The following is an 18,333-nucleotide window of genomic DNA, read 5'->3' as shown; positions in this document are numbered from 1 at the left end:
CCTTGCCATCTGGCCGTGACACGAATGCGCTTTAAGCAACTGTCCCATTTCGAAATTTACTCGCGAAGGGCGATCACTGCGCGACGGTTCGCGCGGCTGTCGATATCGGCTCGCGAAAGCAAATTCAGGCGCCCGTCCAATATTGGCGGACGTGCCTGTGGTTGTGAGCTGATTTCGTTGTTCAGTGCGATATGAGAAGTCATCTTACAAAGTATAAAATAAGTCGTTTTTTCGAATACTTTCTTATTTTTACAATAGATACGCCGCGATTTGTGGATTTTTCCGGGCATTCCCAAAAATAGACTGTCTAGACGAAGTATTACTGTGGAATGGTTCATCTTTATTAATACGCTGTTTCATTTTTGAACTTAACCAATGCAACGAAAACGCTTCAAATTTTACAGGTATTCATTGACGTCTCTGCGTTCTTAAGAATATTTTAACCCTCGCAGGACTTGGACGTTTTTCGGTCCGATCAGCTTGAGGTTGTAGTCATGAACGCTCCCGTATTGCTCGCGCAGCTCGCCGGTTCCACCACGCAGACCCCGCCGTCTCCGAAGAACCTGAAGCTCGAGAAGCCGCAAAATGGGCAGGCGATTTCGGTCCATCTCGACGGGAACACCAAGCTCGATTTTGCTGATATCGCGAGCGAGAAGCTGACCTTCGTCAAGGTCGGTGAAAAGCTGATCATCCTGTTCGACAATCAGTCGACGGTGACTGTCGATCCGGTGTTCGACTCGATGGGCAAGCCGCTCACCGATCTCGCATTCGACATGGGCTCCGATCGCACGCTGACAGGCGAGCAGTTCGCGCAAACATTTCCGATCACCACCGATCAGTCCGTTCTGCCCGCAGCCGGCGGTGCAACGGGCCCGACGGGCGGCGCGAATTTCGGTGATGCGACCGTCGGCGCGCTCGGTGCTTCGGGCGCGCGTCTCGCGCTGCTGACGGGCGAAGACACTGGCGGCGGCTTCGACAATCTGGACGATGGAACGCCTAACCCGTCGCCGATTCCCGGTGGCGTGACGGCGGTGACGCTGAACGAAGACGGTTTTGCGGAAGGTAATCTCGGCGGCACCGGTGACACGGGCGGCACCGCGACGTCCGTGACCGGTTCGCTCAATGTCGATTTCGGTACCGATGGTTCGAATCGCAGCTTCGCATTCTCGCTCAATCAGCCGACGCTCGCCGGCCTGACCTCGGATGGTCAGACCGTTCAGCTCGCTTTCACCACCGTGAACGGCCAGCCCGTGCTGATCGGCTATGTCGGTGGCGATTTCAATGCCGCCGCCAATCAGGTCTTCACGGTGTCCCTGGATGCTTCATCGCTGCAGGGCAACTATACCTTCACGCTGTTGCGTCCGCTCGATCATCCGATCGGCGGCACCGAAGACACGATCAATCTCTCGATCAACGTGATCGCGACGGATGGTAGTGGCGACACTGTGGCCGTCACGATTCCGATCGGCATCAACGACGATACGCCAGTGATCGGCACGCCTGCCGATGCCGCGCTGACGGATCCGCTGTCCGGCAATCCGGCGACGCAGACGGGCTCGCTGGGAATCTCCTGGGGTGCCGATCGCTACAACGATCATGTCGATGGCGGCGTATCCGCGACCACCGGCGCAACGGGCGACCGCTCGGCCGTGTTTGCCAACACGCAGGTGACGGCCACTGGCGACGGCGCAACGGCCATCGGTACGCTGACGTCGCATGGCGAGACCGTCCACTACGTGCTGCTCGAAAACGGCACTGTGCTGGTTGCCTATACAGGCGCGACCGCGCCGACCAGCCTCGCCGATCTACAGCAGAGCGGCACGCCGAGCGGTGAAGGCGAGGGTGGCGAAGGTGGAATTGCCAACAACGTCGTCTTCGTCGTGACCCTGTCCGACGCCAGCAATAGCGGCAGCTATGTCGTCACCCAGTATCGTTCGCTGGATCACGATAATGGTTCAGCCACGTTCCAGAACATCGATCTGGCCTTCAACTTCACTGCGACAGACAGCGATGGCGATACGGTCAACGGCACGCTGCATGCGGTGATCGCGGATACAGTGCCGGTTGTGACCGGTCCGGCCGACGCAAGCACACTGAGCGAAGGCAACGGCGAAACGCCGCCGAGCGAAGGCGGCGAGGACATGCTCTCCTTGCTGGTGGTCGGCGGTTCGTTTACGCCGAAGGACACGGGCGCCGTATCGCTGCACATCGATTGGCGTTCGGACAATCAGAATCCGACTGCTGCGGGCGGCGCGCATGATCGCTCGGTCACATTCACCGCTGCGACGCAAACCGCTCTCGAAAACCTCGGCCTGACTTCCGACGGCGCGACGATCATCTACACGATCTCCGCGGGGGGCACTTTGCTGACGGCAACGACTGCTGCCACCGAAGGCCATAGCGCGCGCACCATCTTTACTGTGCAGTTGTCTGACAGCGGAAATGGCAGCTACGACTTCACCTTGCTGGACAATCTGGACCATCGGGGCAGCTCCGAAGGCAGCCAGGCGCTGACATTTGGCTTCATTGCGACCGACAGCGATGGCGACTCGACGGTTCCAGCGAGTTTCACGGTCAATATCACCGACGAAGCCTTGTCTTTCTCCGCCGAAGGAGTCGTGCCCCAGTTCGTCGATGAAGAAGGCAATGCCGGCGACAGCTATCCTTCCAATCCGGGCGATCTGGCGGGCGAAGGCAAGACGGCAACGGCATCGCTGAACATTTCGTGGGGAGCAGACGACGGCAACAGCTCCGTGAACGGCGGCTTCAGCGGCACGCAGGTCAATGGCGATCGTTCGGTCGTCTTTGCGGATAACGCGATTGCTGCGCTTCAAAATCAGAATCTCACGTCGAACGGCGTCGCGCTGCAGTATGTCCTGTCGACCGATGGTACGACGCTGACGGCCTATCAGGGTTCAGGCCGTCTCGATGGCGACAAGGTGTTCGCCGTCACGCTGTCCGATCAGGGCAACGGTTCGTACAATTTCACGATGCTGGGTCATCTCGATCACCCGATTTCGGGCGTTGAAGACGATCTGACGCCGGTATTCAATTTCACGGCGCGCGACGGCGACGGCGATGCGATCTCTTCGAGCTTTTCGGTGACGATCAACGACGACGCGCCAGTGGTGCCAGTCACCACGCCGGTCAATCTGATTATCAATGGCGACTTCTCCGCCGGCGACTGGTCGGGCGTCGCGAGCTGGGGCAATTACAGCACCAATGTCACCGGCTGGACCATTACCGGCGACCGTCTCGAGCGCGTCAATAGTGGCTATCTCGGCGCGACCTTGCCGAATGGCGGTCACATGGTGGATCTGGAAGCCTCGCCCGGCGACCTGACCCTGTCCCAGACCATTGGCGACATGACCACCGGCCAGACCTATCATCTGTCCTTCGCGATCGGCGAAGCGACGGGGCCGTATGGTGCACATCTGGAAGTGTATTGGAACGGCACCCTGGTTGGCAGTTATTCGCCGCAAACCGGCGCGATGCAGACCATTGATCTGACTGTCGTTGCCGATGGCACCAGCAACACGCTGTCGTTCAAGGAAACGGGCGCCATCGATAACAGCGGCACCTTCCTCGCTAATGTCAGCCTGACGGCGGCAGCGGTCGGCATCGTCGATGAAGATGGTTTGGCCAACGGCGTGGCAGGCGGTGTCGGTGATGTCGCCGGTCAGGTGACCGTGGTCACTCATGCGCTGAATATTTTGTGGGGCTCCGATAACGGCAACAGCGTCGTTGATGGCGGCATCACGGGCTTGCCGGTGAATGGTGACCGCGCCGTTACTTTCGATGCGTCGAACGTGAGCGCGCTGTCGGCCTTGGGCCTGACCCATAACGGCACCGTGATCACCTATCAAATCTCTGCCGACGGCACCAAGCTGATCGCCTCGGCAGGAGAGCAGGAGATCTTCCACGTCGCGTTGTCCGACGTTGACACCGGCTCCTACACTTTCACGCTGACCGGCAGTATCGATCACCCGCTCCATTCGGTCGAAGACAATGTGACGCTGAACTTCGCAGTTCGTGCGACTGACAGCGATGGTGACAGCATTCCCACGTCATTCGCCGTTCTGGTCAACGACGATGCCCCTTCGATCGGCAAGATCGGCGATCAGACGATTGCAGAAAGCACCAGCACCGAGTTCTCCAATACCTTCCTGACTCAGACTCTGTCTGACGTTTCGTTGAATATCTCGTGGGGTGCGGACGACAACAATTCCGGCGCGTTCAATCGCTCTGTCGCCTTCGATGCCGCGCTCGCTGGTACGGCACCGAGCGGTCTGACTTCGAACGGCGTTGCCTTGATCTATGCGCTGTCGGCTGACGGCACCGGGCTGACGGCCTATCGTTTTGACGGCACCAATTATATCGGAGTCGGTGGCGGCAATCTCGGTACCTCGCCATCGGATGCTGCACGCGTGTTCAGCGTGCAACTGTCGGATCTCGGCAACGGTAGCTACACGTTCCAGCTCTACGACAATCTCGATCACAAGACGGGCGATGGGACATCGCTCAATCTCTCGTTCGGTTTCACCGCGACCGACAGCGACGGCGATACGACTCCGATCTCGAATTTCACCGTTGTCGTCACCGATAATGTCCCGCTGCTGGTCGGTAATGCCGACGTCGGCGCGCTCACGGAAACGGGACTGCCGACAGTCTCGTCGACCTTTGGCAACCTTGGCATCGACTGGAATGCCGATGATCGTGGTTCGGCCCATCTTGAGTTCGTAAAGGATTCCAATGGCCTGGCCATCGTTCCGCAGGGTCTGACCTCGGACGGTGTTGCGCTTGCCTACACTGTGCGCCTCGCGGCCAACGGTGTTGATGAAGAGCTCGTCGCCTACAAGGTCGGCGACACTGTGGACCATCCCGTGTTCATCGTCGCGCTGAATGGTCTGGTCAATCCGGCCTTCGCTGCCACGCTGTTCCAGAATCTCGACCATGTCGGCGCTGGTAACGACAGCAGCCTGACGCTCACCTTCACGGCGCATGCGATCGATGGCGATGGCGATACGGTTGATCGCACCTTCACGATCACAGTCGCGGACACCAAGGCGACGGTCGGGACACCCGAGTCGGCTCGGGCGGATGAGGACGCGTTCGGCAATCCGGCCGGCCTCAGCCTGATCACGGACAGTGCTATCGACACCGATAACAACAACCGCACCGTCGGCGGAAAGCTCAACATTTCCTGGGGCAGTGACGATTCCAATACGGTCGTCAATGGCGGCATCACCGGCGCTCCGGTGGCCGGCGATCGCGCTGTGACATTCGACGCGTCGAATATCACGACGCTGCTTGGCCTGAACCTGACGCATAACGGAGCGGCGCTGAGCTATCAGATCAGTGCCGATGGCCAGACTCTGACTGCGAAGGCGAATGGCGAGGAGATCTTCAACGTCAAGCTGTCGGACGTTGACAACGGTTCCTACATCTTCACGCTGACGCGTAACCTCGACCATCCCGACCACTCGGGTGAGGACAATCTGAACCTGACCTTCAAGTTCATCGCGACGGACTCCGATGGCGATGCAACGACTGCGACGTTCAATGTTGCCGTCAACGACGATAGCCCGGTGATCGGCACCCCGGCCTCGGCCCAGGCCGACGATAGTTCACTCGGCAATGTGGCGGGTCTGTCGATCATCACGGACTCGAGCATCGATACCGACAACAGCAGCAAGACCGTTGGCGGCAAACTCAATATCTCCTGGGGTGCCGACGACGGCAACAATCTCGGCAATGTCGGCATTACCGGTGCTTCCTCGGTCAACGGCGATCGCGCTGTGACGTTCGATGTGAACGCGACCAATACGGCACTTAACGCGCTTCATCTGACCCATGACGGTACGTCTCTGGTCTATAGCTACAGCTCGGGTAATTCGCTGCTGACGGCGAAGGCCAACGGCGCGACCGTGTTCACGGTGCAGCTATCGGATGACGGTTCGGGTAAATACATCTTCACGCTTGTCGACAGCCTCGATCATCCGACCCACGGCACGGCAGATAATCTCAATCTGACCTTCAGTTTCATCGCCACCGACGGCGATGGCGACAAGGCGACCTCCACCTTTGCGGTCGCCGTCAACGACGATCTTCCGACCATCGGCAGCCCGGCTGCATCACGAGTCGATGAGGACGATCTGTCGGCCGGAAATCATGATGGCCTTGCGCCGATCACCGATGGGACGGTCGATACCGACAGCAGCCGACTGACCGTGGGCGGCAAGCTCGGCATTTCGTGGGGGGCTGATGACGGCAACAGCTCCGTCAATGGCGGCATCAATGGCGCGTCAGTGAATGGCGACCGCGCCGTCACCTTCGATAGCGCGACGACGGCTGCGCTGACCTCGCAGCATCTCTCTCAGGGCGGCGTTGAGCTGACCTATGTCATCAGCAACAACGGCACGGTGCTGAAGGGCATGGCCGGTACGGCGGAAGTGTTCAGCGTCACGCTGTCCGACCAGAACGACGGTTCGTACATCTTTACGCTCAAGGGCAAGCTCGACCATCCGGATACGACAACCGAAGACAATATCGACCTGACCTTCAACTTCACCGCAACGGACAGCGACGGCGATACGGCCACGTCATCCTTCAAGGTCACCGTCAACGACGACGCACCGACCGCTGCTGGCGAAACCGCTACGGTGGCTGAATCCTCGCCGGCGCTCGGCACCGGCAACATCATTCTCGCTTTCGATCGTTCCGGAAGCATGAATGACGATCCCGATGGCTCGGGCGGTTTCTCGTCGCGGCTTGCGCTGGCGAAGGCTGCAGCCATTAATCTCTTGAATACGAGCAATGCTGATCAGGTTCTGATTGTGACATTCTCGGACAACGCCACGTCCTCGGCTTGGATGACTAAGGCGCAGGCGATCGCGTATATCAACAGCAATTCGTTCCCGGGAACGAACGGTGGCACGGACTACGACAACGCCACGGCCGCAATCCAGGGCGCCACGATTCCGTCTGGCGGTACCTCGGTCTACTTCTTCACCGATGGCCAGCCGACAGGTAGCGGCGGTCTCAACAGCACGGAACGTGCTGCATGGGAAAGCTTCCTGCAAAGCAAGAGCATGACGTCCTACGCCGTCGGCGTGGGTAACGGCATCGGCGCCAACGATCCCGACCTCAACGATGTCGCCTATCCCGGCTCACCGCTGATCATCACAACGGCCAACGATCCGGCGCTGCTCGGCACCATCACGCCGACGCTGCCGACCTCGGTTACCGGCAATATTCTCAGCAATGACCACTTCGGCGCCGATGGTGGGCGGATTCTGTCCATCACGATCGGCAGCGTCACCTATACTTGGAATGGCTCGTCGACCATCACCAAGAGTGGGGGGGAAACCGGTACGATCTCCGGCAGTGCGTTGTCGATCGACACAGGCATCAATGGTCACCTGAACTTCAACTTCTCGACCGGCGCCTGGAGCTACAACGCGCCGGCCCAGCTCGTGACCAACACGACCGAAACGTTCTCCTACACATTGATCGATGGCGATAAGGACACCGCCGGCGCCAATCTGGTCATCAGCGTCACCGCGGTGAATGACGCGCCGACCAACACCGTTCCGACCGCGCGCGTTGTGAATGAAGACACGGCGATCGTTTTCAGTTCCGGCAACAGCAACGCGATCTCGATCGCGGATGCCGATCACAACGGTGGCAACGAAACCGTCACGCTGTCGGTGCTGCACGGCAATCTGACGTTGTCGGGTCTGAGCGGTCTCACCGTGACCGGAAACGGCACCGGCAATGTGACCGTCACAGGCACGGTTGCGGCAATCAATTCCGCACTGAACGGCCTGAGCTATCTGCCGTCCAACAACTACAACGGCGCTGATACGCTAACGATCGTGACCAACGACAACGGCAACAATGGCGTGGGCGGTGCCAAGAGCGACACCGACACGATCGCCATTACCATCAACCCGGTGAACGATGCGCCCGTGATCACGCCGGAAACGCGTGAAGTTTCGTATATCGAGAACGGTAACGATCTGAAGCTGCTGTCGAATGCCGTCGTCACCGATCCGGACAATCCGACGTCGCTCAACGGTGGCTTTATCTCAGTGACCCTGGGCAACACTGTGTCTGGCGATCAGCTCCAGATTGCCGACAATAGCAGCGTCCGCCTGCAGGGCAGCAATGTGCAGGTCTCCAACGGCTTCGGCGGCTGGACCACGATCGGCACGATTTCGGCCGGCGGCTTCGGCGGTACGTCCGTCACCATCACCCTGAATTCGAATGCCGATGTGGCTGATGTGCAGACTGTCGTGCGCAGCCTGGCGTTCTATTCGAGCTCCGATAATCCGACCGGCGTGGACCGCACGGCGACCATCACCTTCAACGATGGCGGCCATGACGGAAGCGGCGGCCCATTGTCCGACACCTCGACGGTGACCATTCATGTCACTCCGGTCAACGACGTGCCGGTGATCGCTGGCGGTTCCGAGCGCTCGGTTTCGGTGGCGGAGAACACCACAGGAGTGACCACCGTAACGTCCACAGATCCTGACGGTGGCACGCCGACTTACTCGATCGTGCAGACGTCAGGTACGGATTGGGCGAAGTTCACGATCAATCCGGTCACCGGAGCGCTCAGCTTCAACGCAGCACCCGATTACGAAAATCCGACCGATGTTGGCGGCACCAACGGCAACAACACCTACGAGGTTGACGTCCGCGTGTCGGACGGCAATGGCGGTACGGCCGTTCAGACCATCAACGTCACCGTCACCAATGTGAACGAGGCGCCGGTTCTGGCGCCGGACACGAATTCGATCAGCTATACGGAGAACGGCAACGCGCTGAAGCTGATGCCGAACGCGTCGGTCACCGATCCGGATAGCCCGTCGAGCTTCGTGGGCGGTTCGATCACCGCCTCGCTCGGTGCGACCGCGGTCAGCGGCGACCAGCTGGTATTCGCCGGTAGTAGCGGCGTCTCGTTGGTCGGCAATGTCATCTGGGTTGGTTTCACCGTGGTCGGAACCGTGAGCGGTTACGGCACTGCAAACATGACGATCAGCCTCGCGGCTGGCGCCACCGACGGCAATGTCGAAACGGTGCTGAAGGCTCTCGCCTATCAGTCGACCTCTGAGAACCCGACGGGTGCGGATCGCACGGCGACCGTCACCTTCAACGACGGTGGCAATGACGGCAGTGGCCCGGCGTTGTCCGATACGTCGACTGTCACCATCCATGTCACGCCGGTGAACGATGCACCGGTTGCCATCAACGACACGGGCTCGGCTACGGAGAAGGGCGGCGTTGCCAATGCCACCGGCGGCAGCAATGCCACCGGCAATGTGCTGAGCAACGACAGCGATGTCGATGATCTCCAGACCTCGCTGGTGGTTTCCGGCGTGCGCGTCGGCACCGCCGGCAGCACCGGGACCGTCGGTTCGACTCTGACCGGCGCGCATGGCTCGCTGGTGCTCAATGCCAACGGGACCTACACCTATGTCATCGACGAGACCGATGCGCAGGTGCAGGCACTGAACGTCAATGGCACCATCACCGATACTTTCACCTATACGGTCCGGGATCCGAGCGGTGCGACCGATACGGCCCAGCTCACGATCACCATCAACGGTGCCAATGATGCACCGGTGGCGACCGACGATACGGGCAGCGCCACCGAAAAGGGCGGCGTCAGCAACGGCAGCGGCGGTATCACTGCGACGGGCAATGTGCGGACCAACGACGGCGATGTCGACAACACGACGTCCTCGCTGGTCATTTCCGCCGTTCGCACCGGCGGGGAAGCCGGTACGGGTACTGCAGGTACAGTCGGTTCGTCACTGGCTGGCCAGTATGGCAGCCTCAAGCTCAATTCCGACGGCAGCTACACCTACACGGTCACGGAAACGAACAGCACGGTCCAGGCTCTGAACGTCGGTCAGTCTGTCACCGAAACCTTCACCTATACGGTGCGCGATGCGGGTGGTCTTACCGACACAGCCCAGCTCGTGATCACGATCAATGGCGCCAACGACGCGGCTGTCATCACCGGTAACGTCACCGGCTCGGTGACGGAAGCGAGCGGCGTTGCCAATGCTACGCCCGGAATCCCGACCGCGACCGGCGATCTCAACGCGACCGATGTGGACAATGCTGCGACCTTCACGGTGCAGAGCAATGTCACGACCAGCTACGGCACCTTCTCGATCGGTGCCGACGGCGCCTGGACCTATAACCTGAACAACGCCAACAGCACAGTTCAGGGCCTGAACAACGGCGGCACGCTTCACGACCTGATCACCGTCACAACGGCGGACGGCACCTCCAAGCAGATCGACGTCACCATCAACGGCGCCAACGACGCTGCAGTTGTGTCTTCCGCAACGGTGAACCTCACCGAGACGAATGCCGCTGCGTCCATCAGCACTACCGGCTCGCTGACGATCACTGACGTCGACAACTCTGCGACCTTTGTTGCCCAGAACAATGTCAACGGCACTTACGGCAAGTTCTCCATCACCACTGGCGGTGCATGGACCTACACGGCCAGCTCGGCTCATGACGAATTCCAGGTCGGCCAGATCTATACCGACACCTTCACAGTGAGCGCAGCGGACGGCACGCAGACCAGCGTGACGATCAAGATCGCCGGCACCAATGACGCGCCTGTGCTGACCGTGACGAATGGTATCAGCGACGACATCGGCGATGGCTTCCAGAGCGGCGGTTATGCTGGCTCGACCGGCAGCCCGAACCTGTGGACCACGAACTGGACCGAAGTCGGTGACAACAACTCATCAAGCAACGGCGACATCCGAATTTCATCCAGCGGCGGTAACTCTTACGTTCGACTGGGTGATAGCGACGGTTCAAATTCATCCTTGCAACGCACGGTCGATCTCAGCGGAACGTCGTCGGCCACGCTGACCTTCGACTATCGGCGCGTTGATCTCGATAGTTCGAGTGACCAGGTTTTCGTGCAGGTCTCGACCGATGGCGTGAACTTCACGCAGATTGCTGTGATCGGTGGTGGAAACTTCGATGACAATGGCTTCTTGAGCGCCAGCATCGATCTCTCAGCCTACCGTTCGAGCACAACGACGATTCGCTTTGTGGCGTCGGGTGGGCTTGGCGACAACGATTACGTCTATCTCGATAACGTCAATATCTCCTACAGCAACGAGCCGACTTTCACCGAGAACGGCTCGGCGGTCGCGATTATCAGCAACGCGACGCTGTCCGACGTCGACGATGCAAACATGGCGTCGGCCACGGTTGTCCTGACCAACAAGCAGGCCGGTGATCAGCTCTGGATCAACAGCACGGCTCTGTCGAACGGTTCGACCGGCACCGTGAACGGTGTGTCTTACTCGGTGGCGGAATCCGCGGGCGCAATCACCATTACCTTCAGCGGGCCCGCGACCAAGGCGGCCTATGAGTTGGCCATCGAGGCGGTGAAATACGCCAGCACCAGCGAGAATCCATCCACGACGGATCGCTCGTTCCAGATCACCGTCAATGACGGACACGACAATTCCAACACCGGAACGGCTGTCGTCCAGGTCATTGCCGTCAACGACGTACCGCTGGCGGTGAACGACACCGGCATGGCGACTGAAAAGGGCGGCGTGGCCAATGGCACCGGCGGCAGCAATGCCACCGGCAATGTGCTGAGCAACGACACCGATGCCGAGACTGCCAGCGCATTGCTGGTCGTCTCGTCCATTCGCACCGGTACGGAAGCCGGCAGCGGCACGTCCGGCACGGTTGGTTCGTCGCTGCTGGGCACTTATGGCACGCTGACGCTGAATGCCGACGGTACCTACAGTTACGTTCTCAATGACGGCCTCCCGGCGGTTCAGGCGCTGAATGTCGGCGGCACACTGACTGAAACCTTCACTTATACTGTGAAAGATACAGGCAATCTGACCGACACTGCGCAGCTGGTGATCACCATCAACGGCACCAACGACGCCGCGGTCATCACGGGGGCGACCTCTGGTACGGCCCTCGAGGAGGGCTACCTCTCCGCTGGATCTCCGGCGTCGGGCGATCTCAACTCGACCGATATCGATAACGCCGCCGATGCCTGGACCGCCGTCGCTACGGCTACTGCGACGGCCAGTGGTTATGGTAAGTACACGATCGATGCGACCGGGCACTGGACCTATACCGTCAACGACGCGAATACGACGGTGAATGCGCTGCAAGTCGGTCAGCATCTCACCGATACCTTCACCGTCCATACGGTGGATGGCACCGCGCAGGTTGTTACGGTCACGATCAACGGCGCCAATGATGCGCCTGTTGCAAATGACGACAACCTCTTTGGCGCGGGCGTGGCCCAGAATGTCATCACGACGTTCTCGACCGGCCTGCTGCTTGCCAATGATACGGATCCCGAGGGCGACACGCTCAAGGTGCATTATGTCAGCGAGACGTCCGGCGCCGGTGCCAAGCTCACGCTGGATAAAGCAACGGGCATCATCACCTATGATCCCGCCACCTACGATCCGGCGGATCAGAATTCGATCTATATCAAAATTCTGCAGCAGCTTGCCGTCGGGCAAACCATGACCGACAGCTTCACATATGTGATCGACGACGGTCATGGCGCGCTGATTTCGGCAACGGGGCATCTCACCATCGTCGGCACCAACGATGCGCCGGTGATTACGTCCGTCGCAAGCGACGCCAAGGGAACGGTGGTGGAAGACGCCGTAGTCAATGCCGTCAGCGGCCAGTTGACCGCTTTCGATATCGACAATGATGCGAATGATGCGCCCCAAAGCTGGACGATTTCCGGTACGCCAGCCTATGGCACCATCGCGATCGATGCGACCGGCAAGTGGACCTACACGCTGAATAACAGCTTGCCGGGAGTCCAGGCTCTGGCCGATGGGCAGCAGGTCACAGAAGTCTTCACCGCAACGGTGACTGATAACCATGGCGCCACGGCAACCCAGACGGTGACGGTCACGGTGACCGGCACGAACGACGCGCCGGTGCTGACCGGCGATCACACCGCGACCGTGGCCGAAGGTGGTACCTACACGATCGTTGCCGCGGATCTCGGCTTCTCGGATCCGGACGACGTTGCGTCGGGCGTGACCTTCACCGCGTCGTCACTCGTCAACGGCACGCTCCAGGTCAACGGCGTAACGGCGACGACGTTCACGGGCACCGAGCTTGCTGCGGGTCAGGTGAAGTTCTTACACAATGGGGGCGAGGCCAGTTCGGCAAGCTTCCAGATCAAGGTTGAGGACGGCAACGAGGATAACTCGACGCCGGTGAATCAGGCCTTCACCTTCACCGTGACACCGGTGAATGACGGCGTGGCCACGATCTCGATCACCGATACGACCCAGACCGCCACCGCTCCGAAGGTTGGTGATGTGTTGAATGCGACGCTCGGTGCCGATCCTGACGGTGCAGAATCCAGCATCGTCTATCATTGGCTCCGTGACGGCACCGAGGTGTCGAGCGGGACGTCCTCTTCCTATACGCTTGGGTCAAGCGACGCAGGGCACGCAATCTCGGCCTATGCGACCTATATTGATGGCCAGGGCTTCCACGACACCACGGCAACCACTGCGCAGACGGTGGCCGTGATTAGTGCCAACAACGCACCGGCCTTTACGACCAGCGATGTGGCAGGCGGCGTGGTTGAGGATGCCGGAACAACACAGGGCGCGACCCTTATCCAGAACGGCAACTTCGAAAACTATGACTATGCCAACTCCTTTGCCGCGAACTGGACGCCATCCAGTTCCGGCGGCTTCTGGAGCCCGGCTTGGTATGCAAACCACACAAGCTCGGGCTTCCTGGGGATGGTCGAATACGGCGGCAATGAAAGCTTCAGCCAGACCGCGATCCCGACCACTGCCGGCACAAGCTATCTCCTCGACTTCTGGGTCCTGGAATATTCGACCACTGCGACGCTCTACGTGCAGTGGAACGGCAATACGATCGCCGCTGCCAGCGATGGAACCGGGGGCTGGAAGGAATACAAGGTCACGGTGACCGGGACCGGCAACGACACGCTGACCTTCATCGGCAACGATCCCAACTATACGTCGATGCGCCTCGACGACGTTTCGGTGACGAAGTTCACCGCCAACACAACGCAGACCGCGTCTGGTGTGCTGCACTTCACCGACGAGGCTGCCGACACCCATACGGCCAGCTTCACGCAGGGCAGCGCGCTCAACTCTGCAGGGACGGCCTATCTCGGCACGTTCAGCCTCGATAGCGTAACGGAAACGAGTGGCACCGACTCGATCGGCTGGCACTTCTCGGCCAGCAACAGCGCCCTGCAGTCCCTCGCGGCCGGACAGACGGTAACCCAGACCTATGAAGTCGCGGTTACCGACGACCACGCCAACACGTCCATCAAGGAAGTCACGGTGACGCTGACCGGCGTCAACGACGCCCCGGTGTTCGGATCGGGCACCGCCACGGGGGTCGTGGCGCAATCGACCCTGCCGACGGGCAATCTGCTGACGAATGGCGGATTCGATACCGGCAATACCAGCGGCTGGACGGTGGTGGCGCAGCCCAATACTTACGCGCAGGCTGACAGCACGTTCAATTTTGCCAGCGGCAACACTTGGAATTTCGACGTCTATGGCACCAACCCTGCAACCAGAGAAGGCATCGCGACGATTTCGCAGTCGATCAGCACCGTCGCCGGTCAGCACTATCTGCTGGCGTTCGACTATGCGGGAGCCTATGGGCTGAGCCCGGATTCGACGCTGAAGGTCTCGTGGGCCGGCTCGCAGATCATCTCGTTGAGCGGCATCCAGAATACCAACACCGATAGCGGCGTTGGTTCGCCCTATACCTATCTGGTCACGGGTGATGGCAACTCCGACGCGCTGACCTTTGCCTTCGACGCGAAGAACCAGGACCTGCGCATCGACAGCGTCTCGCTGGTGCGGGCCGAAGTCGCGCAGGGGTCGATCAGCTTCAGCGACGTCGATCTGACCGACAACACGTATACGGTGTCGGTGGCGAGCAAGACCGTGAACCCCTACGGTTACATGACCGCGACGGTCGACGAGGCCACCGACCAGGTGAATTGGACCTTCGTGGTCAAGGATTCCGAGATTGCGGGTCTCGCCGTCGGCCAAAGTGTCAACGAAACCTACACGCTGACGCTCGACGATCATCATGGCGGCGTCGTCACCAAGGACGTTACTGTCACGGTGAACGGCTTGCCAGGAGCTCCCGTCATCACCGGTATCACGGCCGCCAGCGATAGCGGTGCGATCGGTGACAACATCACCAACGATACGACGCCGTCCTTCGTCGGCACGGCGCAGGCGTTCTCGACCGTCACGGTCAAGGACGGCGCCACGGTCCTCGGCACCACCACGGCAGACGCCAACGGCGCGTGGACCTTTACGCCGGATGCGGGGCATGCGTTGTCGTCGACCACGCACACCACCATCACCGCGACCGCGACCGATATCGCGGGACACGTCAGTGCTGCTTCCGCCAACTACACACTGACGATCGACACCTCGGCCCCCAGCAGCCTGGCTGGAACGACGCTGGATCTGACCGACGCTAGCGACAGCGCGGGTGCCAGCAACAGCGACAACATCACCAAGATTACGACGCCGACCATCACGGTGGGGCATCTTAACGGTATCCCAATGTCAGTTGGAGACGTCATCCAGATCATTGATACCAACCACGGCAACGCCGTGGTGGGCAGCTACACCGTCCAGGCAGGCGATCTGAATGGCAGCAGCCAATGGAATAGCGCCGGTGGCGGTGCTGGCGGCGTCAAGGATATCGTCCTCACAACCCTTGATGATGGTGCGCATAACTTCACTGTGCAGTTGGTCGACAAGGCCGGCAACACCGGCACCCAGGGCGGCACGTTGACGGTGACGGAAGACACCACGGCGCCGAGTGCGCCGAGCATTAGCGTTATCGACAATGTCGGTAATATCCAGAGCACGAACCTGGCGGACGGCGCGTTCAGCGACGATACGCAGCTTGTGGTGCACGTCAGTCTGACGGGTACAGGGGCTGTCGCGGGCGACACGGTGCAGCTCTCGAACAACACCACGGCACTGGGCGGTGCGGTGACGTTAACGGGCGCGAATATCACCGCCGGCTTCGTCGATATCACGACGCCGACGCTGACCAACGGATCGTCCTACAACCTGAGAGCTGCGATTACGGACGTGGCAGGTAATGTCGGCGCATTGTCCACCAACGGTGCCAATGACGTGACGATCGATACGACCAAGCCGACGGTGAGCGGCGAGGCCATCACCAGCGCGACCGGTATCCAGAATGGCTATCTCAATGGCGGCGATGTCGTGAGCATCACCGTCAACATGAGCGAGGTTGTGACGGTGACCGGCACGCCACAACTGGGGCTGAATATCAACGGCGCCACGGTGCAGGCGAACTACGCATCGGGCAGCGGCAGTTCGACGTTGGTGTTCACCTACACGATCGTGGCAGGTCAGAACGACAGCAACGGCATCAGCATCAACACCAATGCGCTGAGTTTGAACAGTGGCACGATCCGCGACGCGGCTGGAAACGACGCGACGCTGACCTTCGGTACGGTTTCGGACAACGCCAGCTACAAGGTCGATGCGATCGCTCCGAATGCTCCGACCGGACTGCAATACACTACGAGCGGTACCGATCGCTTCTTCTGGAATGCGGCGACGGACAACACAGGCGGATCGGGGATTGATCACTATCTCTATGAAACCGACACCGGAACACTGACGTCACCTCTTGGTAATTTCACTTCTACAACGGCTCTTTCCGTCAGCTATGCTCCGAGCGGAACCGCTGGCCGTACCGTTTTCGTTGAGTCGGTCGACGTTGCCGGTAATGTTAGTGCCGCCTCGCGGATAACGTTCACGGCTCCCGCCGGGACCTCTGGCGAGGCTATCAACCTCGCACTGACCGCTCCGACCGACCACGTCGGCTTGGTCTCGCTCACCATCGCCGGTCTCGCCGCCGGCTGGACTCTGAGCGAGGGTACGCACAACGCTGACGGAACCTGGTCGATCCTGACCAGCGACCCGTCGTCGCTCTCGGTCACGTCGCCCGACGGCTACACTGGCGCGCTGGTTCTCCACGTTACCGAAACCTGGACCAACGCCGACGGCAGCACGGGCACTGCCTATGTCGCCGACAACGTCGAAGCCTATGCCAAGGGTGCGCCGATCTTTGCCTGGTCGGGCGACGATACGCTCACCGCGTCGAGCGGGGACGACACGTTGGTGTTCGCCAACAAGATCGGCACCGACGTTGTGCACCACTTCGATACCGTGCACGATAAGATCGATCTGATCGGCTTCGCCGGCTTCTCGAGCTTCGCGGACGTTCAAGCGCATCTCGGCACCGATGCGGCAGGTAACGCCATCATCACGCTCGGCGATGGTCAAACGATCACCTTGAACGGCGTCAGTGCTGCGTCGCTCAGCGCGGACGACTTCCTGTTCAACGAGACCCCACTCACGCACAATGCGGGCGATATCGTACTCAGCAATGGTGCACTGATGCCGTTCAGCGGTGTGCTCGACAACACCGGCAGCATCCACCTCGCTTCGACCGGTGGTGAAACCGCCTTTGAGATCGTGCAGCGTGGTCTCACGCTGCTCGGTGGCGGAACGGTAACGCTGTCCGATAGTTCGTCGAATGTCATCTTCGGCAGCGCCGACGATGTCACGCTGACCAATGTCGACAACACTATCTCCGGCGCGGGCCAGTTCGGCGATGGCCATCTCACACTGGTCAACGAAGGCACGATCGTTGCCGACGGCAGCAATGCGCTCGTCATCGATACTGGCGACAACGCGGTCATCAACAGCGGCACACTGGAAGCAACCGGCACCGGTGGGCTCAATGTGCACAGTGATGTCGTCAACAATGGTCTGGTGTGGGCTAACGGCGGCGACCTGGACTTCGATGGCAATGTAACCGGCAGTGGTTCAGCGCTGTTGTCAGGCCATGCCAGCCTCGAACTCGGCGGTGCGTTCAACGAGCACATCCTGTTCGACAGCACGGCCGAAGGCACGCTGGTGCTCGATCATGCGGCCGACTTCGGCGGCTTGGTATCCGGCTTTGATGGCAACGACACCATTGATCTCGCCGACATCCTCGGGAGCACGGCCTCGGTGAACTACACCGAAAACGCTCAGGGCACCGGTGGTGTTCTGACGGTGACGGATGGCGCTCACACGGCCAACATCGCATTTGCCGGACAGTATTCGACTGCTGACTTCCACCTCAGCAGCGATGCCAGCAACCATGTGTTGGTCCAGCTCGAAAGCCAGGCCCGTCAATTGACGAACGCAGCCTGAT

1 protein-coding gene is annotated in these 18,333 nt (G+C 60.2%); it reads left to right on the top strand.

The genetic code is table 11. From position 1 onward, the window contains the following. The first annotated feature begins 494 nt into the window (after positions 1-494). Entirely contained in the window at positions 495-18,332 is a 17,838-nt protein-coding gene (locus LPB73_RS15545) for a VCBS domain-containing protein (protein ID WP_231077418.1), read from the top strand. Position 18,333: the final 1 nt, after the last annotated feature.

Origin of the sequence: Tardiphaga sp. 37S4 (genome assembly GCF_021044645.1) — a bacterium.
Lineage (GTDB): Bacteria > Pseudomonadota > Alphaproteobacteria > Rhizobiales > Xanthobacteraceae > Tardiphaga > Tardiphaga robiniae.
The sequence above is the reverse complement of the archived record's forward strand: the minus strand, read 5'-3'. Positions and strand labels throughout refer to the sequence as shown.

Coding starts and splice junctions, on each gene's coding strand:
- LPB73_RS15545 (WP_231077418.1), top strand. CDS start 495: ATGAACGCTCCCGTATTGCTCGCGCAGCTCGCCGGTTCCACCACGCAG.